This is a genomic window from Paenibacillus woosongensis, from assembly GCF_009725165.1.
GTDB lineage: Bacteria > Bacillota > Bacilli > Paenibacillales > Paenibacillaceae > Fontibacillus > Fontibacillus woosongensis.
The window spans coordinates 46,265-66,208 of record NZ_WNZW01000004.1 but is presented as its reverse complement, the minus strand read 5'-3'; the positions used below and the strand labels follow the sequence as shown (position 1 = coordinate 66,208).

The 19,944-nt window shown below is 53.4% G+C and carries 13 protein-coding genes; 2 read left to right on the top strand and 11 right to left on the bottom strand.

Going from position 1 to position 19,944, the window contains the following annotated elements:
- Window positions 1-84: 84 nt before the first annotated feature.
- From GNP95_RS13365 to GNP95_RS13315, 11 genes are all read right to left on the bottom strand, one after another.
- Window positions 85-549 carry a Dps family protein gene (locus tag GNP95_RS13365; RefSeq protein ID WP_155611375.1) on the bottom strand — a complete coding sequence of 155 codons (465 nt, stop codon included), beginning with the start codon at window positions 547-549 and terminating at the stop codon, window positions 85-87.
- A gap of 250 nt (window positions 550-799) precedes the next feature.
- Entirely contained in the window at window positions 800-1,189 is a 390-nt protein-coding gene (locus tag GNP95_RS13360; protein WP_155611374.1) for a DivIVA domain-containing protein, read from the bottom strand.
- Between the two features lie 83 nt (window positions 1,190-1,272).
- Window positions 1,273-3,621, bottom strand: coding sequence for a glycoside hydrolase family 88/105 protein (locus GNP95_RS13355; RefSeq protein ID WP_155611373.1), 2,349 nt, complete (start codon window positions 3,619-3,621; stop codon window positions 1,273-1,275).
- Window positions 3,596-4,897, bottom strand: coding sequence for a hypothetical protein (locus GNP95_RS13350; protein ID WP_155611372.1), 1,302 nt, complete (start codon window positions 4,895-4,897; stop codon window positions 3,596-3,598). The genes GNP95_RS13355 and GNP95_RS13350 overlap by 26 nt, the downstream gene beginning before the upstream one ends.
- 71 nt (window positions 4,898-4,968) lie before the next feature.
- Complete coding sequence (locus GNP95_RS13345; protein ID WP_155611371.1) at window positions 4,969-5,781, bottom strand: polysaccharide deacetylase family protein; 813 nt, start codon at window positions 5,779-5,781, stop codon at window positions 4,969-4,971.
- Complete coding sequence (locus tag GNP95_RS13340) at window positions 5,781-6,497, bottom strand: DUF1961 family protein (RefSeq protein WP_330163415.1); 717 nt, start codon at window positions 6,495-6,497, stop codon at window positions 5,781-5,783. The genes GNP95_RS13345 and GNP95_RS13340 overlap by 1 nt, the downstream gene beginning before the upstream one ends.
- Window positions 6,498-6,597: 100 nt before the next feature.
- Window positions 6,598-9,387, bottom strand: coding sequence for an exo-rhamnogalacturonan lyase family protein (locus GNP95_RS13335; protein ID WP_330163414.1), 2,790 nt, complete (start codon window positions 9,385-9,387; stop codon window positions 6,598-6,600).
- Window positions 9,388-9,655: 268 nt separating this feature from the next.
- A complete protein-coding gene (locus GNP95_RS13330) occupies window positions 9,656-11,983 on the bottom strand; it encodes a helix-turn-helix domain-containing protein (RefSeq protein ID WP_330163413.1) in 2,328 nt (775 codons plus the stop codon).
- Between the two features lie 196 nt (window positions 11,984-12,179).
- On the bottom strand, window positions 12,180-13,781 hold the full coding sequence (locus GNP95_RS13325) for an extracellular solute-binding protein (RefSeq protein ID WP_230873804.1): 1,602 nt from the start codon (window positions 13,779-13,781) through the stop codon (window positions 12,180-12,182).
- Window positions 13,782-13,875: 94 nt separating this feature from the next.
- Window positions 13,876-14,757, bottom strand: coding sequence for a carbohydrate ABC transporter permease (locus GNP95_RS13320; RefSeq protein WP_330163412.1), 882 nt, complete (start codon window positions 14,755-14,757; stop codon window positions 13,876-13,878).
- Between the two features lie 28 nt (window positions 14,758-14,785).
- On the bottom strand, window positions 14,786-15,718 hold the full coding sequence (locus GNP95_RS13315; protein WP_230873811.1) for an ABC transporter permease: 933 nt from the start codon (window positions 15,716-15,718) through the stop codon (window positions 14,786-14,788).
- A 264-nt stretch (window positions 15,719-15,982) separates the two neighbouring features.
- On the opposite strand from GNP95_RS13315, the gene GNP95_RS13310 reads away from it, so the two are divergent.
- The gene (locus tag GNP95_RS13310) at window positions 15,983-17,989 is read left to right on the top strand and encodes a beta-galactosidase (RefSeq protein ID WP_155611368.1); all 2,007 of its coding nucleotides are present in this window, start codon (window positions 15,983-15,985) and stop codon (window positions 17,987-17,989) included.
- Window positions 17,990-18,618: 629 nt separating this feature from the next.
- Window positions 18,619-19,782 carry a multidrug efflux MFS transporter NorA gene (norA, locus tag GNP95_RS13305; protein ID WP_155611367.1) on the top strand — a complete coding sequence of 388 codons (1,164 nt, stop codon included), beginning with the start codon at window positions 18,619-18,621 and terminating at the stop codon, window positions 19,780-19,782.
- Window positions 19,783-19,944 lie beyond the last annotated feature (162 nt).

The following is a 19,944-nucleotide window of genomic DNA, read 5'->3' as shown; positions in this document are numbered from 1 at the left end:
TCCCCCTTTATAGAGCACCTGAAGAAACCTGTCCGGCTAGGATATGATCCTAATCGAACAGGTTCCATCTAGGTGCCTATGAACTTACTTACCCAAATATGCGTTCAGCATCCATCTGTGCTTGTCTAAAGCCGACAGCATGCCAAGCAGCAGATCCCCAGTCGCTTCATCTTCAGCCTGCTCTGCGGCTTCCATTCCACTCTTCAGCTCTTGGCTAATCGATTCGAAATCAGTGATCACAGCCGCAACCATCTCTTCTGCGGACTGCCTGCCTGCCGCTTCGGAAATCGTCGTGTGCGCCAAAGCATCCTTTAGCGTACTAATCGGTTCGCCGCCAATTGCCAACAGCCGCTCAGCAATTTCATCGACGTAGCCAGCCGCTTCATTGTACAGCTCCTCGAACTTCTCATGCAGCGTAAAAAATTGAGGACCTTTCACGTACCAGTGGAAATGATGCAGCTTGGTATACAACACCGTCCAGTTAGCGATTTGCAGGTTCAATTGTTGATGCAGAGTTTGGTTAGTTTCAGTCAGCACTTGGTTTGACATTAGTAATTCCTCCATTCAATCATCAAAATAGGATTGATTCTCGTCAGCCTAGCCCTAAAAATTTCATTTTTAAATTATTTTAAATTTAGACTAGATCTAAATCTTAAATATATAATACCATATCCCCCCATTTTGTGCAATGAAGAATGCATGAACATCCTGTGAATGGAACGACCCTTTAGTGAAATGTTGCGCAAAGCGGGCTTTTTTTATACAAAAAAAGAACCGGCGCTTCGAGCACCAGTCCCTCTTATACATCAAATTCCTTGCGAATATGCAGTTTGAATTGCTCCAGGCTGCGCTCCATTTGCCGGATGCCGTCCTCTACGAGCTGACGCTCAATCACGCTGCCGGAATCGGTATTCACCTTGCGGATCGACAACGCCTTCTTCTCTTCTTCAAGATAAGCCTGGCGGCGCTGGAGCTCCTTATATTTATCCAACAAATCCGTGATGATATCGTAAAATCTTTCATAATCAACGATAATATCATCCAGGAAACGGTCTACTTCCTCTTTCTCATACCCGCGCATCTTCACGTCGAAATCTTTCTCATGGATCGTCAGGGCGTCCAGCTTGATGCCGAGCTGCTTGAACAGGCCTTTCTGGTCCTCCAGCTTGCGCGTATATTCGTCTTGCATAATGATCCCTCCACACCTAAAGGCTTGAGCATGCGTAAATAAACAGCCAATAAATATGGTACCATATTTGCAAGCAATTATCATTATTCAACAAGCTCGGACTCCAATTGGACAATTTCTATGCCCGCCAGAAGCACAATGCCGATCCCGTGCGTATCATTCAGCTGCCAGTCGAGCTCTTCTTTATAGTACAGCTTATTAAACGAATACCCTGATCCGCGGCATACGCCGTATACGTTGCCGTGCTTATCAATGCATGTCTCGGTTAGTCCCTCCCAGCCTCTTACGGCCGCCTCCAAATATAAGTCCTGCTCTTCCAGCCAGCCATGCCGAACCCCGTGAGCAAAAGCGTAGATGAACATCGCCGTACAGGAAGCCTCGGCATAGGACTCACTGTCTGTCAGCACCTGATGCCACATCCCGTTTTCGCTTTGCAGCTTGCGGTAGCCCTCGCTAAGCTCGCGGTAAAATTTCAGCAGCTCTGGCCGCAGTTTATGCTCTGACGGCATAATCGTCAGCAGCTCGGTCAGCGAGAAAATGACCCAGCCGTTCCCCCGCCCCCAGGGAACACCGTTTGGTTTGCCGAATTTATCATCAAACACATGATGCATGATGCCTAGCTCAGGAATGAATAAGCGCTCTTTATATCGCAAAAACTGTAAAGCCGCATCGTCCAAATAACGCCCGTCTCCTGTAAGCTCATAATATTTGGACAGGAATGGAGTGCTCATATATAAATCATCACACCACATCGTGCCCTTCATGAAATCAACGGTACCGCGAGTCCGGTAGAACGCCCCATCTGGCAAACGATCCTGTACGTGCGTGATGTAATGGGCGATGTGGGCGGCCGCGCGCTCCACTCCCAATAAGGGACGCAGCTTATTTGCCGTCAGCATCGCGGCGCCAAAGGAGCCGCAATCGTCCAGAGAGTCGATCAGGCTCAGCTGATGGTTCAATCCCGGCGCCCCGTATTGTTTGCGATCCCACTCGGCATAATCATGCCACTTGCTGCATTGCTCGATATGCCCGGCGGCATATTCCGTATAGTGCGGTGCTGACAACGCCGCTCCCGTTCTCAGCAGTCCATAAAGCGTTACGCCCAGTGGATAATTCCATCTGCCGTAAAGGGGAGTTTCCAGATAAGGCCTCACCCAGCATTCCGGCCGATCCACCCGCCAATAAGTCGCTTCCTGCCCTTGACCGAACAACCGATCTATCGCCGGCACCTCTGCAGCCGAGGGGGCATTTTCTGCTGAAAATGCTCCAAGATACAGCCAGTGATCTCTCATTCCCTCAATAGGGTAAGGCCGTACCAACCGAAGGACAGCCTGCGGCGAAGATGCGCAAGCGATTTGAGGCTCGTTAAATTCAAAACCCCAGTCTTCCCCGCCGCAAGTGGACTCTACAACGAGATCCTGCGTCCCGAATCGGATCTCCTGCAGCGAAATATCGATCCGCCCGCTCTCCTCCTTGCCTTGAAATACAAGCTTGCCGCCAACGTAAACGGCAATCTTTCCTGCATACCGTCCTTCAAGCCGCAGATCGGCCCGCAATGCCCCGCGCAGCTCCAGCTTGCACCAGGCAAACGCTTTTGCTCCCGGCTTTACGCCCAACAGACGGTGGAAGCATCCGCTTCTAAGCTCCTCAGGCGTCCACTCGTCCTGTGGGTACCATGCGGTATATTCGCCGCATTCATTCAAACGATCAGGGGCTGGAACACCGTCGCGATCCAGCAGAAGAGGGGCAAAGGGATCGGTATGATTCAGCTTTAGCTTGTGCAGTCCCTGCTCAGAATCATCCCCCGGATCAAGAACGTGCGAACCTGGCATGCTCTCCACTGGATGGCAGCCTCTCCAGCCTGGCAATGTACGCCAGCGCGCCTGCTGCGGCCTGCTGTATACCCAGCCTTCGCAGCCCCGGCCTGCACGGGTGGGATTCAAGAAATGCATGGGCGCTCCTTTGACACTGCCCGTCCCAAAGATTCCACCGCAGCCGGTCTCAACCGCGACGAATTCCAGGACGATATCGTTGCGCCCTTTCCTCGTTTTGGCGCGGAAAAAGGCGCGCCTATCCGGAAATACGTCATCATTCAAATTCGATTGGAAGGCCAGGCTTCCATTGATATAAATTTTAACCGGGCTATAACAGCTGACCGCAAATGGGGTCTCCCCGTCCTGCTCCGCCCACAGCATGGCCCATACATAGACAAATTGCCCGGCAGACAGCTCCGGCCAGCGCTGCATCAAGTCCATGTCGTAACGGCAATCCTCCAAACGGCGGAAGCCCCGGCGGGAATGAACCCGGTACATAAGGGGCTCCGGCGGATGAGCGCCAATATGGCGGCTGGCCACAGCAGCGAGCACGCGCTTCGTATGCCCTCCTGCAGTATGCCTTGCTATCGCATCATGTGCGGGAAAATAGGCCTGCATTTATTTCTCCTCCCGGATAAAGAGTGGAATTGTACCACCGTTTTGGATGAGGTAAGGACACACCGGATGGCGAAGCGGATAAGTCTGCTTCCTCGCTGGAGTAAATCACCGCCAGCTCATCATCATAGATGACAACCTGCTCGGTCCCAAGTCCGAGAAGGTCGCCATGAACCGCATAGCCCTCATGAGGAAACTCGGCCACGATGTTCTGGTAACCGTCGTACAGGGCTGGGTACACTCCCCCTCCCCGGCGGTAGGCAAGAATGTAATCCGGCGCTCCTGGACGCCAGTTGCTTAACGTTTCGGCAATGGTTAGCCAGCCGCTCGTCGTACGTTCCTCCTTCCACAGTTCGTTGCCTTCGTTATCGACTAAGAATAACGCGTCTTTTCCCTTTAGATCTTTACCGTCATCCTCGCGAACCATCCGATCGAGTCCGGCGACCTGAAGCCCCGGCAACTCGGGCCTGAATCTGCCCAATGCAATATGCTGCGACTCAATCGATCCTTCATATCTCCATCGTTCACGCCCGTCTCTGTCATACATCACCGTAACGCTGCCGCCGATGACCAGCTCCGGTATTCCGTCGCCGTCCACATCTCCGATCCATATGCAGTCGGCATGATCATCAAGACCGTGGCAGCTCCACAGTACCTGGCCTCGATGGTCGAGCAAATCGTAGCCGGCCATTACTTCGTCGAAACCATCGCCATTCAAGTCACTCGCCCAGGGAAAATGCCCGACATTCCCCGCATGCGTCCAGAGCAGCTCAAAGTGCCGGTTTAGCGCCCACATACGATGGTAGCGGTCCTTGAGAATAATATCCGAAGCATACTCGCCGCCGGATAAGTTGGCGATCATGATGCAGTCATGCGCATGCGGGTCCGGCAAGTCATGCACCTCTTTAATTTCCCCTGTCGATCCATCAATAATATGGAATCGGTCATTCATAACGCACAGCACTTCCAGACGGCCGTCGCCGTCAATGTCATAAATTTGCGCCGGATAATCAGAGCCCTGGCTTCCTGCCTCCAGACTAGGCTTGCCCTGCTGCCACAGTATTTTACCAGTTAGATCATATGCCGTCAGACACTGCACCTGATGGGGGATGTAACGCACATCCTGACGGTCATCGGGCTGAACGAGCAGCAGTTCTGCACGTCCATCTCCGTTCAGGTCGCCGAGCAGCATTTTGCATCTTGGGCCGGAGGCGCTAATATCGATACATGCCAGTTGAAAAGTTTGACGATTTCCTCCCGTGTTAGCTGAAAGTTCCATAACTTTTCCCCTTCCTTCCAGTTCTCTTCGGCATTTTTGTACTTTCGCTCTGAACGCTCTGCCTCAATCCATCAGATCATCAAGCTCACCCGGCTTCCACCGGGAACCTCAACGATCCTTCCGTCCACATCCAGCCAAATCGGCGACGCCCCCGGATTATGTACAAATTCCCGAGTCGCGGCAACCTTAAGCCATTGACAAGCCTTCATATAGTCCACGATTTCAATGTTCGTCGCATACCAAATATCATCCCGCCCGCCAACCATTTCACAAAACTGCTCAATCAGCTCCCAATTGTTATCGTTATCGAATTCATAGCTATGGCCCCATACATACATTAAATAGAGATACTGCCGCTTATGCAGCCTTACAAAAGTCTCCGCATGCTCCAGCAGACGGTCGTTATGATGGCAGGTAGCCCGCCATTCCAGCCAATCCTCAGGCAGTCCGAAGCCGCCCCGGGTCGATTGCACCGTCCGTGCATATTCAATCCCCAGCTGCGGCAGCAGCTCTTTGATCTGCTCATTGTACGAGCCGTTAGGATAAGACATCCCCCGCACCGTTACGTTGAACAGCCGCTCCAGATTTTTGCGGTCTTCGAGCACTTCCTCTACGACCAGTTCCATAGGGCAGCGAGCCAAAGTGGGGTGCCGGACAGTATGTACAGACGCCTCATGGCCCTGATACAGCGCGACGGCCTCCTCCGCCGTGAGGCGATCCTCACCTCCCAGCAGCCCGGAATTAATATGAAATGTGCCGCGCACACCGTAGCGATTAAATATCCCGACAAGCCTTTCATCCGCTCTCCGCCCATCATCATAGCTCATCGTAAGCGCCTTGTGCTTTCCTTGGGGATAACAAAAATAAATATGCGGCAGCGTCATTATTGACTGCCTCCTTTCTCGGCCGGAGCCCCGTATACGCTGAGCTCGGCATACTCCGCGATCAACGGCGCCATCTGCCGGAAGCCCAGCTTCCCTCCGCCAAGCAGCGGCCCATAAGCCGCACCGTCGTCCTTCCAGGACAGCACTTGCAGATCATTGATGGCGAACGTGATCAATGAACCCTTTTTTACAACCAGCAGGTGATAATAATCAGCGGCATCGAGCACTCCCGGCAAAGGATCAGCACCCTGGGCCACCATATGAAAACCATAGCTCTTTCTTAAATTGCAAGTATGAAACTGCCGTTCCTCCGCCCACATGCGGCGAAAATATGAGATATGAAAAGCGTTTATCCGTCCATGATGGTACTGCTCGTATTCGCCCGTGCGGCGCGGCAGCGTCGGATCGAATAAATCCTGCCCATCCGCTCCCTTGGCGCTGAAAAACAATATAGCCAGCCCAGGTTCCCGGATCGGCCGAAAACGCCAGGAAATGGCGACATCCGCGGGCAGCTCCTCTGGACACCAAAATACTATATTAGCCTTCTGACCCTCGGCCGCGCTGCGGGTGCTCTCCAGACGCATCCATCCTCTAGGAAATGTGACTTCTCCCTCCCCTTCCATTCGAAATTCCGCCACATCCTCTGCAGAATTCAGCGGATTGGAGTACAGCAGCTCCCACTGCTGCGGAATCAAGCCGCTCCTGCTGCTATTCACTAAACCCGCCTCCCCGCCACGGCTTCTATTTTTCCTCTGATTGACTGTGCACCTGCGCCTATGCCTGCTTCAGCTCCTTCTGCTGCTTGTACTCCTATTTCTATGTTTGTCTCTGCCCCTCATTCTCTGCCTCTAGCCCCGGCATGTGTGACGGCAATTTGTCGGCGATCAGTTCTAAACTGATAATCGTATTGATAGACCATTGCGAAGCCTCGTTTGTATTTATCCAATCAATCTCCAGCAGGCCGTCCATATGAGTAACAGGCACTGCCTCCTCCTGCAGGCGGATACGTGCAAAGCTGTTGCCAAGCAGAATCGCCCAGCACTGGGCCGCTGCCCCAGCATCCTGGCGGTAATAAGCGCCATAGGCGGCAATTGCCACGCTGAGCACCGGGTGCTCGAATCTCAGCTTATTGCGGCCAATCGCTCCATTTGTCAGCGCGAGCTTCTGCTCATCGGGCAAGTTGTAGAACACGCCGAACTCGGCCAGCATATCCTCCCATTCGGGATCCTCAAGCATCTCCGCCAGCTCGAACCAAATTTGCGGCCCGCCCATGCATATCGCCAAATGACGCCCCCAGTTGTCATCCCCCATACTCGTCAGCACTCCGGATTTCGGATCATATCCATAAGTCGGACCCGAGATAAGCCGGAAATTAGCAGCTTTGATACAGTTCAGGCCCGTCACAATTTTATCCCGGTATGCGGTGTCCTCAAAGCGTTCCCAGCGGGTCATCCAATTGGAGCAGAATGCCGCCCAGTCTGGCCCGACCCGAATATGCGTTGGATGTTCATCCTTTGGAAAATAGGCCCTCATCGGATCTAACGTAACTGTGGAATAATCGGCATCCCTCACCTCGTCCAGAATGTCTCCGATTCGCTCGTCACCGGTCAAATAATAGTAATAGCGATGCAGGCCAGCCATCGCAATCCGGGCTTCCTTGCAGCCGCAGCCCCAGTGCATCACATTATGCCGCGAGCCAAGTCCCGCGTATTCACCGAAATGATAGACGTCGACCTCACTCGTATGCCGGGTCATCGCTTCAGCCATGCGGAATATGTCGGCCCGCCCAGAGCGGAGGAACATCAGCCAGAGCCATATGTTCGGGGCAAGCTCCGTATTTTGCCATGCGCAGCCGCCCATGTCATAGTTCCATACATGCCTAACCGGGTCATAGCTATGCATAAAATCGCCATAATCCCAGAAGCCGTACCACTTCCGCTGCTCCACCTCGGCCTGGTAGAAGGCGATAATGCCATCCAGCCGATCCTCCAAATAAGCTTTCGCAGGCGTGCTTCGGTCGGGCAGGCTCCAAATGCCGAATGCGTCCGCTTCATAATAATAGGCCGGCTCACAGACAAGCCGGGCGGGAGCAGCCGTCTCCTCCGCCATGCTCCTAAGCTGAGTCAAATCCGGCGTTCCCTCCGTGCCCCAAATCATCAGCTCGCTCGTGTTCGCGATCCCGTAAGGCGTTGCCCGCAGCTCCTCGGCGCCCTCATAAGCCGATTCCACATGGGTCTTCGTATCGTAATGCCTGAGATCCATCGCCTCCGCATCAGGCGACCAGAGCCATACGATGAACCTGGCCTCATTCTCAGTCGCTGCATGAATTTCCATGCCTGAGGGAGACTTCTGCCAGAAGTCCTTCAGCCCGGCCGCAAACCCGCCGCCTTCGCCGCCAACATAACCGAGCCCTCCGGCCTGTTCCCCCTCCGTTACCTTGACCCAGCTGCACCCTTCCGCCGTACGCTTGGAAATCCGATAATGCTCCGGGCTGTCCTGCACAAGCTTGTAGCTGTCCCAGGCGGCCGAATCATCCAATAAGCGAAGGAAATAGGCGTCCTCTTCCGGATCAAACTGCACGGCGCCGCCATCTGTCTGGGTGATGTACAGCTCCTTATACCTTCCCTTCGTACGGCGGGTATGCAGGGGCTTCGGCGATTCGCTGAATATGCCGCTTTCCCCGGCAAACCTGACATGCCGGTTGTACAATGGCCCCCGCAGCGGCACCGCAAAGGAAATGCCCAGCCCCTTCACGAAATCCTGGTGTGGATTGCCATCGTAAAAGAAGGTATGCACCATACGGATCGATGCTAATCCGGCGTAAAAATACAATCGGATCGTATACGGCAGCCATTGCCTTGTCCCCGCTGCCTCGGAGAGATGTCTTCCGTCCAGTTTCACCACAGCGCGCACCGGCCCGTGCTGCTCCACCGCTGCCCGCAGCGTGCTGCCAGTAAACCGCTCTTCCTTCAAGGTTCGCGCACCGGATACCAAGCTCGCCTCTTCGCGGATGCATACGAGTTCCCCGCCGCTGCATACGACGGCTCCCGACTGCGACTGAACCATACTGCGGATCAATCCCCGCCCCTGCTTATTCACCGTACAGACGATGGCACCCGTATCGACAATGAAAGCATCCTCCGTCTCTTCGACGTTAACGCAAGCGCCTGATTCCGGCCCTGCTTCTCCTGAAGATGTAACGGCGGCATGCGTCGTCCACTTCACGCTCCCATCCGGCCAATAGGCCGCCGCCCAGCTTTGCAGCGGGAGATGATGAACATGATCGGCGTTGTAACCGGGATGACCACCGATATTTGCAGCGCTTACAAATTTCCCCGAACTTTCGGCTCTCGCGCCTGAGCCGCCTTCAGCAACTGCAGTGCGATCCGACGAAACGGCAATTCCGGCACTCCCCTCGCCTATAGGTTCAGAGGGTTTGCTGTTCCGCACCTCCACCGCCCATCCCTCTTCCCCATTCCTCAAGTAAAGTCCAGGCAGCTCTTCTCGTTTCAGCACTCCTTTTGCCCAGGGTATCCCCCAAGTCAATCCGGCAGGAATGGAGGATTGCTTCAACCACCTTAATCCGACCGCTGTCCGTCCAGCCACAGACCACCCTCTCCTTCCTCCCAATGCTATCCCCATTGTAGGCATGCGGGCATTTACCGGCAATGAGACTTTCTTGACCAAGGAAAACAGCGGCCGAACAGGCCGATTTGCATATTTTCAGCCAGTTTGGACTTTATTGCAGACTTAAGATTTTCCTCGCAACACCACAAAAAAAGAGCCCATCCCGAGGAGATTGGCCCTTGTTCATCATATGCTGCCTCATTGATCCCATGCTGCTTCAAATGTCCTGTCGCTAGAGCAATCCGCTTTACTTGCTAAGTTCCCGGTAATGCGTTGGCGTCATCCCCTCCAGCTTTTTGAAGATACGGTTGAAATAGCTATGCTGGTATCCCACCTGCTCGGCGACCTCGCTTATTCGCAATTTGGATTCGCGCAGCAGCTCCTTCGCTTTATCCATGCGGAGACTTGTTAAGTAATCAATGAAATTATTACCCGTTACCTGCTTGAATGATTTGCTAAGAAAAAAAGAATTCGTGCCGATCTCATCCGCACAGCTGTCCAGCGACACATCCTTCATATAATTTTGCTGCAAATAGATCATCGCCTGCTCGATCATCATTTTTACTTCGGCGTTGGAGCGCTGGCAGAGCTCTTTCAAATAAGGAGCCACTACCTTCTCCTTGAACCAGATCAGCATCAGCTCCGGCTCGCGGATTTGCGACAGCGCCTCGTACAAATTTACGCCCATGAACAGCCGCTTCGGGTCGATGCCCGACTGCATGATCGCATGCTGGACATGGCCGAGCAGATGCAGCATTCCCTGCTGTACATCAATTGCCTTCGCCCCTTTGGCCCGGAGCGCCTCCAGAAATTCAGCCAGCAGGCGGTATGCATCCTCCTCCTGCCCTGTGCGCATGGCCTGGATCAGCTCCCGTTCCAGAGTGAAAGAATAGGTCGGCTCGGCCTCATCCGTCCCTTCCTGCTCCAGCCGCTCCATGTCGATGATCTGATTCTCGTTGCTGAAGGGGCGGTAGCTGGCCGCCTGCTTCACTTCTTCGAATGCAAGCGGGATATCGGAAACACTCGAGACGGGAGCGCTGTAGGCTAGCGTCACCCGCATTTTCAATATCACGTTAATCGTACGCGCCAGCTCCTCACTGTAGCTGGACACCTCGGGATCGGCTGATCCGTCCTCCGGCAAGACAAGCAGAATCCCCGCCGTCAAATCGTGAAAATGAATCGTATCGGCTTGGCTGAAGCGCTGCATGGCCAGCTCGCCGATGATGTTGGCAGCCGCATAGGATACGAGCCCTTCGTCACCGCTTCTGAACTTTCCCTCCAGGCTGGTTATCCCCGTCAGCTGGACGTATATGACGATAAAATGCTTATGCTCGACGTCCCACCTGAACCGCTCCATCCGGCGGCGCAAATCCTGCTCGGAATAAGCGTATAAATGCCCTTGCAGCAGCTGGTTCAAGAAGCTCTCCTTGACATGGGGCAGCTGCTCCGCCAGCTTGCGCTGCAAATCATGGCTCTTCCAGTGCAGGCTTTGCCACTGCCGCTCGATGAGCGCGAATTCGTCCTCCTTGCCCTCTGCCCTGATGTCATCCGGCAGAAGCATCTTGAACAGCCGCCTAATTGGCGAATACATCCGCCTCGAGGCGATCCAGGAGAGCACAGCCGCCAGCAGCAAAGCGCTGAAGCTAACGATCAGAATCAGCTTGGAAATGAATATCACGGGAGAGGTAATACTCGTGATCGGCGAGGCGGACACGTAGGTCCACTCCGTGGCAATCCGCGAGAACTCCCCGTAGGTAACCGTATAGGTGGCCCCGTCCCATTCAAAGAAGAAGGAAGAGTTCTGGGCTGGTCCCCGCTCCTTGATCTTCGAGCGCAGCTCGGTGACGAAAGGCGAGTTCGAGCTGCTGCCGCCCGCGGAAGCAAACAATTCCCCCGTGTTCTGCACAAGGAACGTCTCTCCCGCGTTATACGGGGTCATCGTCTTCAGCATATTCCCCACCTTCTGGGAATCCATCCGAATGAGCAGCGCCCCGAAGGGCTGCTGGCTGCCGCCCGGAATGTGATGCACCAGCGTAAGCTCCTTCGCCTCCGGCCTGTTCGGATCAAAGGCCCATTCCGTCCAGTACGTGCTTCTATTCGTGTCAATCAGCTTGTCATATAATCCTGACACCGCAGTGGATTGGATTTCGCCATACTCGGGGTTGAACAGCAGCGGCACCGGCTCCTGCCCGGCCAAGTAGAGCTCGACCTGCTTCACCATCGTATTCGAGCCCTGCATCACAACGAGCGTCTTCGTGATGTCCCTTGCCCGCTCGAAATCGCGTTTGAAATCGCGCCCGTTTAAGCTGTAGTCGAATTGGGGATCGAATGCCCAATGCGAGAGCATCAGTTCCAGATTGGACAGCTGTTCATCGATGTTCCGGGCCCGCTGCGCGATTTGCTGATGATGCATTTGCAGCAGCTCGCTCTCGAGACGACCTCCTACCAGTCCATAGATGATCATGCCGGTAATGATGCCGGGAATCGCCGAGACGACCAGCATCATAATTAAATTGTTGCGATAGTATTTGCCCTTGCAGCCAGAAGCTCCTATGGCATGCGACCATCTTGCCAAAGTTCCCGTATTCATCTCCTCACCAACCGATTCAAGATATATACAAAATGTAAACGCATTCATAACAAATTACAAGCCCGTTTACATAAAATGGGGCAATCGGCTTATCGCTGTTTAAGGCAAAGAAGCTGCCCGCGCAAATCAGTATATATGATTTCGCGCGGCAGCTAATATCGCCATACGGCTCCCCTTTACCCTAGGGTTTCACCTGACTGTACAGGTCGTTCATCTCTTTAACCAGATCGTCTCCTCCGGTTTTTCTCCATACGTCGAATGCGGACATTAGTCCTGCTTCATCGATCTGTCCTACGATGAATTTGATGCGCGCGTCGTTGATAATATTATCAAGCTGCTGGCCCTTTTGCGAATAAACGGTAGAGATAAACGACTCGGCAGGGTTCGTTACGATAAATTCCTCATTGGCCTTCTGCACCTCGGTCTGCTTAATGCGCAGCGGCGTCTGCTTGACCTTCTTGGCGCGGTCCTCCGGAATGAAGCCGAGCATTTGATTTAAGCCTTCTACCTCAGATTCCAGCTTCACGGTATCCTTGATCGGTTCCACGAATTCGCCAACCGGATTGTAGTGAATGCCTTCGAGGCCGAAGTTAAGCAGCGTCTGCATTTCCGGCTCATTCAGCTGATCCAGGAATCCGAGCACCCGCATGAGCTCCTCCTCGGTCTTCACAGACGATTTAGGGATTGCCAGTATGCCCGCAAAGCCGGATGTCGGCAGGGTATGCAGCTTGCCATCAGCTCCCGTCACTCCGCCAAGGACGTCAATGTAATGGCGATCCGGCTCATCTTTTCCTTCCTTGGCTAGGGCGGCGTGTATTTTGTCGTCGATGCGCGCGCCGACGTCTACGACGTCGACGATGACGCCCGCTTTATTGTTGACGATCGGGTCTACCCACTTTGCGCTGTCCATCACGGCAAAATCGGAGTTGATCAATTTTTCGTCGTATAATTTTTTCATAAATTTAAGCGCTTCCACATATTCAGGATATTGATGCTCCGGCACCAGCTTGCCATCCACGACGCCCCACTTGTTCGGCGTGCCGAACCACAGCTTGATCGTATCGAAGCCGCTGGCCCATTGTCCCGTCCATTTGACGAGCACCATGCCATACGTGTCGTTCTGCCCGTTCTTGTCGGGATCCTGCTCCTTGAATGCCTTCAGCATACTGTAGAAATCATCCACGGTCTGCGGCGTTTCCAGCCCGACGTTATCGAGCCAATCCTTGCGGAAGGCAATCCCGTTGCGGCCTAACACCCGTCCCCGGTAGATTCCGTAGTTCTTGCCCTCGATGGAGGAGTTCTCCATAATGACCGGATTGGCGCCGCTCAGGTTCGGGAACTGCTGCAAATAAGGTCCGACCTCCCAGAACGCCCCGGATTTAGCAGCGCTGACGAAGCTCGGCGCCTTCACATCCCCGACGTAAATAATGCTGGGAAGCTTGCCGGAAGCAAGGGTAATATTGAACTTATCGGCATAGGAGGCGTTCGGCACCCACTCGAAGTGAATGTTGCTGTTTGTTCTTTTCTCGATTTCCTCAACCACCGGCCCGTCGTCCTTCGGATAGTTCGTCTTGAAAATCGGCAGCATGATCGTCAGATTAAGCGGGGCTTGCTCCGCCTGTTCTTTCCCCTCATTCCCGTTGCCATTGCCAGCCAAAGCGGGGTCCGCCGCCGTGTCCCCAGGGCTGCCGCCTCCGCAGCCAGCGATCGCGGCTATTATGGCTGCAACCAGCCATACGGATAACCAGCGTTTCATTGTTCCCATCCTTGTTTGCCTGCTCATTCACTGATAACCTCCCTTAAAGTTCATAAGCTTTACTCATTTTATATGGTAAAATCATCTGACTCCACAGTCTGCTTCCAGGAGCCGGATGAAGTTAACCCTTGATCGAGCCCAGGAGCACTCCCTTGGCAAAATGCTTCTGCAGGAACGGATATACGCATAGAATCGGAATCGTGCCGACGACGATGACCGCCATTTTGATCGACTGCTCCGGCGGCTGCACGAAGGTAGGGTCCATAGAGCTTAAATCGCCAGCCGATTGCGACAGCATGACGATTTGCCTCAGCATCACCTGCAGGGGCCATTTGCTGGGATCATTGATGTAGAGCAGGGCCGAGAAGAAATTGTTCCAGTGTCCCACCGCGTAAAACAGCGTGAAGGTGGCGAGCACGGGCTTCGAGAGCGGAAGCACGATTTTCCACAGCAGGCTGAGCTCGTTGCAGCCGTCGATTTTGGCGGCTTCCTCCAGCCCCGGGGGCAGCTCCTGAAAGAAGTTTTTGACGATGATGAGATTAAACGCGCTGATTGCCCCAGGTAAAATAAGCGAATTCAAGGAGTCCAGCAAATGGAGCTCGCGAATGACCAGATAGGTCGGGATCATCCCGCCGCCGAACAGCATCGTGAATATAACGAGGTTCAATATCAAATTGCGCCCCATGAGATTGCGCCGGGCCATCGGGTAAGCCATCGTCACCGTAAAGAACAGATTGACGATCGTACCGACGACGGTCACATAGATCGAGACGCCAATGCTGCGCATGATCGTATCCGTGGAAAAAATGAATTTATACGCATCCAGCGAAAATGTCTTGGGAATCAGGAATACGGCGCGTTTCGTAATTTCGGCATCCGTGGCGAACGAACCCGAGATGACGAATATGAAGGGCAATATCGCCAGCAGTCCGAATAGCGCAAGGAATACGTAGTTGAATGCGTCGAATATTTTCTCGCTTGTGCTTCTGTATTGCTTGCCCACAGCATCTTCTCCTCCCTAAGTTCAGTGGTCAGTACAGTCCCGATTCACCGGATTTCTTCGCCAGCCAGTTGGAGCCAAGGACAAGTATCACACCGATGACCGATTTGAACAATCCAACAGCCGTACTATAGCTAAATGCCCCTTGCGTAATTCCCAGCGCGTACACGTAGGTGTCGAACACCTCCGCGACCTCTCGATTCAAGGCATTCATCATCAAATAAATTTGCTCGAACCCGTTATCGAGAATCGTTCCCATCCGCAAAATAAGCAGAATGACGATCGTGCTGCGAATCGAAGGCAAAGTGATATGCCACAGCTGCCTCCAGCGGCTGGCCCCGTCAACGATGGCAGCTTCGTATTGCTCCACGTCGACACCCGCCAGAGCCGCAAGGAAAATAATCGTCCCCCAGCCGCACTCCTTCCAGATCGTCTGGATAATAATCAGCGGCCGGAACCAGTCGGGACTGGCGAGGAAGTCGATTTTCCGGCCTGTAAACGCATACAAAAACTCATTGACCATACCGCCTTCGGTCGTCAGAAATACATAAGTCAAGCTTGCCACGATAACCATGGAAATAAAGTGAGGCACATAGATCAGCGTTTGGATCGTTCTTTTAAAGAGCGCCCGGCGTATTTCATTGAGCAGCAGTGCCAGGATAATCGGAGCCGGGAAGAAGAAAATCAAGTTGTACAAAGACAGCACCAGCGTATTTCGCAGCAGCATGAAGAAATCCGGGTTTTGGAAAAAAACCTTGAAATGCTCGAAGCCTACCCATTCGCTTTTCCAAAATCCGATGAAAGGCTGGTAGTTTTTAAATGCAAGCAAGATTCCCCACATCGGCACATATTTAAAAATCAGAAAATACAGCAGGCCCGGCAATAAAAGAATATACAGCCACTTATCGCGCTTCAGGCGCTTCCAGCGGGTCTCCCGTTCGGCTCTTAAGGCTTGTTTCCTCATAAGGTTGTTTGGCGCAGCCGTAGGTTTCACTCTGTTCACCTCCATATTCATCGGGAAGCCGGCAGCTTGCAATCGATGTAGCCCCATTATGGGTCAGGGCTTATTTTCCGGCAATTAGACTTTCTTGAAGGCCTGGCAAACCGCACTGCAGACCGGTCCCCACAAAAAAGTGCAAATGCGGCAAAACATTGCTATTGCCGGGAGATAACGGCTAAGACAGACTGGTGGGGAGGTAAATTATCAACGATGGAGAGGTGAGACGGGTTGAATAAGAAGCTATATCACGGAGCCTGCCTGTACCCGGAGCTATGGAGCCGGGACGTGCTTCTGCAGGATATCGAGATGATGAAGCAAACGGGAATTAATGTGGTGCGAATTGGGGAGTTTGCCTGGTCTGCCTTTGAGCCGGAAGAAGGGCGGATCGATATCAGTTCGTTTGTCGAAGTGATTGAGCTGCTGTATGAGCATGGGATCGACACGGTGATGTGCACGCCGACGCCGACGCCGCCGATCTGGCTTAGCCATGGCCATCCGGAGCGGATGTACGTAGATGAATGCGGTACCGTGATGGGGCACGGAGCGCGTCAGCATGTCTGTACGAATCACCCTTATTTCCGCGAGCGGGCTGCGATCATTACCGAGCATATCGCCCAGGCCGTCGGCTCCTTGCCGGGCGTCATCGCCTGGCAGCTCGACAACGAGTTCAAAGCCCATGTGGCGGAGTGCATGTGCAGCACGTGCAAAAACTTGTGGCATCGCTGGCTGGAGCAGCGCTACGGCACGATCAGCAGGCTCAACGAGGCCTGGGGAACGAACGTCTGGAGCCAGGCTTACCAGCGGTTCGACCAAGTGCCGCAGCCGGGTCCGGCTCCCTTCCTGCACAATTCGTCCCTGCGGACGATGTACCAGCGCTTCTCTATGGAGAAAATCGCAGATTTCGCGGACGAACAAGCGGCGATCATTCGGCGCTACTCCGCCGCGCCGATTACCCATAACAGCAGCATCGCTTTTCATGTCGACAACGAACGGCTGTTCAAGAACCTGGACTTCGCATCGTTTGATACGTATGCGTCCAGGGAGAACGCGCACGCCTATTTGTTCAATTGTGATTTATGGCGGAATTTCAAGCCGGGCAAGGATTTCTGGATCATGGAGACAAGTCCGTCCCACGCCGCCTCCCTGGAGAGTTACGCCGCGCCACACCCGAACGGGTACGTGAAGGCCGAAGCGGTGGCGGCCTATGCCCTGGGCGCTCAGGCCTTCTGCTACTGGCTGTGGCGCCAGCAGCGGGCGGGCAGCGAGCAGCCCCACGGCTCCGTCGTGAGCGCCTGGGGCCAGCCGACGATCGGGCATCGCCAGGTGCTGGAGGCCGAGGCAGCCAGGAAGGAGCTTGAGGCGGTTCTGCTGGAGACAAAGCCGATGCAGGCTGAAGTGGCGATGACGTATTCGGATATAGCAAAAGCTTATTTGAAGACAGAGCCGCACCGGAAGCTGGATCACCGGGGATTGGTGAACGATTTCTATGGAAGGATCTTATCGCTAGGCATTCACCGGGATGTACTTCCTGAAGGAGCCGATCTCGGCGGATACAAGCTGTTGTTCACGCCGTTTCTCCCTTACGTGCCCGAGGATTATTTGCAGCGGGCGCTGGAATTCGCAGCCGGGGGCGGCATCTGGATCGCCGGGCCGCTTACCGGAGGACGTACGGAGGAGCATGCGATACCGACGGATGCGGGGCTGGGCGAACTGGAGAAACGAGCAGGCGTGAAGACAGTGTACACGTACCCTATGGACGGTACGGGATCGATTGGACGCGCATTCGGCGTATCGGCCCCGCTTTCGCTTTGGAGTGCGGTATTCCAGCCGCTGGAAGGCGGCGCATCCGTGGTAGGCGAAATCCGTGAAGGGCTGACGCCGGGCCTGGCCTTCTTGACCGAGCATCGGTATGGGCAGGGGAAGATCGTCATGCTGGGCTCGATGCCGGGCGGCGAGGAGGGGGAGGCCATGCTTCGCAAGCTTATCCGGCATTATGCGGATGAAGCAGGGGTAACCGCCAGAAGCGATGTGACTCCTGGGACGCTTGTAGCGCCAAGATACGAAGCTAGCGGCCAAACGGTATGGTTCATCGTCAATATGGATGGCCGCGGCGGAAGCGTCACCTTGCCTTGCCAGGGTACGGATGCCTTAACCGGAGACGAGGTTCCGCCAGGCCAAGTGGCGGTAGAACCCTTCGGATACAGGGCGATCCGCTTGAATCTGCCGCTCTTTTAAATCCTTGTTTTAATTTCCCCACATTAAAAACGTCAAGTAACCTCCAAGAAGGACACTTTGTACAAAGTGTCCTTCTTGGGGGTTGCATCTTACACTATACATACCGTCCGCCTCATCCATGAACTCCTTTACATATTGCGGTGCGATGTTTAAGGCAATCATTTTCCCCAAACTCAGAAATTCTTCGAGCATTTGCCTGCCACAGCTTCCTATATCGCCTAATTCGCGACTTCTTCAGCAGCCCAGACCTACGCTCGATTTAGATGGATTTCATGATTCTATTTTTTCCTTTTTCCCATGATTAGACGAAATGGCTGTATTTTGCGTATCTAACTCTTCATTTTTTCCCCAACTCGGGCTTTCCGACTTATTTAGTTACACAAAATCCAGTTAAATTACATTCTGAAGGTAAGAACAACTTTTAACTGCAACAAATCCAGTTATTGCACAACACATCCCTCATATTCCAATGGCCTCGCGCCATAATCAGTGCGTTTGAACAGCAAAGACATCCTATACTGCAACAGAGATATTATTACTGTATAATAATAACTCTACGGATCAACCTTACATATAGAGTTATCCATCATCTACTGTTTTTACAGTATGGATTTAGAGGAGTCTTGTTTATGAAAAATCCAAAAATCACCTTGGCCATCCTGCTAACGAATTTATTTATCGCCTTCCTTGGGATTGGGCTCGTTATTCCGGTGCTGCCTACTATTATGAATGAGCTGAATATTAGCGGGAAAGTCGTAGGTTATATGGTATCGGCCTTTGCCATTACACAGCTGATCAGTTCGCCGTTTGCCGGGCGCTGGGTGGACAAGTACGGACGCAAGGTCATGATAGTGCTCGGCCTGTTCATTTTCGGCTTCTCGGAGTTTCTGTTCGGATTCGGAAAAACGGTTGAAGTATTGTTCGTGTCCCGCATGCTTGGCGGAGTCAGCGCGGCGTTCATTATGCCAGCGGTAACAGCTTTTATCGCGGATATTACAACAAACGAAACCCGCCCCAGGGCGCTTGGCTATATGTCTGCTGCCATCAGCACGGGCTTTATCATCGGCCCCGGATTTGGCGGATTTCTCGCGGAAATCGACACGCGCCTCCCTTTCTATACAGCCGGGCTGCTGGGTGGGCTCGCTGCGATTCTGTCTCTGGTTCTGCTGAAAGAGCCTGAACGTGCAGCTGAGGACTCCACAAAACCAGGGCAAACGAGCGGTCTGCGCCGCATCTTCATACCGATGTATTTCATCGCATTCATATTGATCTTTGTGTTGTCGTTCGGCCTGGCTGCATTTGAGTCGCTCTTCAGCCTGTTCGTTGACCATAAGTTCGGCTTCACGCCGAAGGATATTGCTATCGTCATTACTGGCGGGGCACTGGTCGGTGCGATTGCCCAGATCCTGCTGTTTGACCGCCTCACCAAGCGTTTAGGCGAAATCAATGTCATCCGTTACTGCCTGGGAATTTCCACGGTTCTTGTACTCCTGATGACATATGTAAGCACATATTTCATCATCCTGCTGACCACCTTTGTCCTCTTTACCGGCTTCGATTTGATTCGCCCGGCCATCACGTCCTATTTATCAAAGATTGCCGGGAACGAGCAAGGCTTTGTGGGGGGCATGAACTCGACATTTACTAGCATCGGCAATATTTTTGGCCCAATTGTGGGTGGTGCGCTGTTCGATATTAATTTGAACTATCCCTACTATTTCGCGGCCATCGTCCTGTTGATCGGAACGGTAATCGCGCTGTACTGGAAGAAACCGGAGGTTGCTGAAGGATAAATGGGTGTATCAATTACGCCATCAAAACTGTTGCCGTCCGTATTTTCTCCTTTTTCGAGCCATGCCCCCTGTTCGCCAATCTTGTTGGAGGCCGCATTGTTTACCCCTTTATCCAATGCGGCCTGTCCTCCTCTATAATCGCCCCCAACGCCTCCTATATCT

Bases quoted from the DNA above. Each gene is read 5' to 3' on its own strand.
- GNP95_RS13365 (WP_155611375.1), bottom strand. From the start codon at position 549: ATGTCAAACCAAGTGCTGACTGAAACTAACCAAACTCTGCATCAACAA.
- GNP95_RS13360 (WP_155611374.1), bottom strand. From the start codon at position 1,189: ATGCAAGACGAATATACGCGCAAGCTGGAGGACCAGAAAGGCCTGTTC.
- GNP95_RS13355 (WP_155611373.1), bottom strand. From the start codon at position 3,621: ATGCAGGCCTATTTTCCCGCACATGATGCGATAGCAAGGCATACTGCA.
- GNP95_RS13350 (WP_155611372.1), bottom strand. From the start codon at position 4,897: ATGGAACTTTCAGCTAACACGGGAGGAAATCGTCAAACTTTTCAACTG.
- GNP95_RS13345 (WP_155611371.1), bottom strand. From the start codon at position 5,781: ATGACGCTGCCGCATATTTATTTTTGTTATCCCCAAGGAAAGCACAAG.
- GNP95_RS13325 (WP_230873804.1), bottom strand. From the start codon at position 13,781: ATGAGCAGGCAAACAAGGATGGGAACAATGAAACGCTGGTTATCCGTA.
- GNP95_RS13315 (WP_230873811.1), bottom strand. From the start codon at position 15,718: ATGAGGAAACAAGCCTTAAGAGCCGAACGGGAGACCCGCTGGAAGCGC.
- norA (WP_155611367.1), top strand. From the start codon at position 18,619: ATGAAAAATCCAAAAATCACCTTGGCCATCCTGCTAACGAATTTATTT.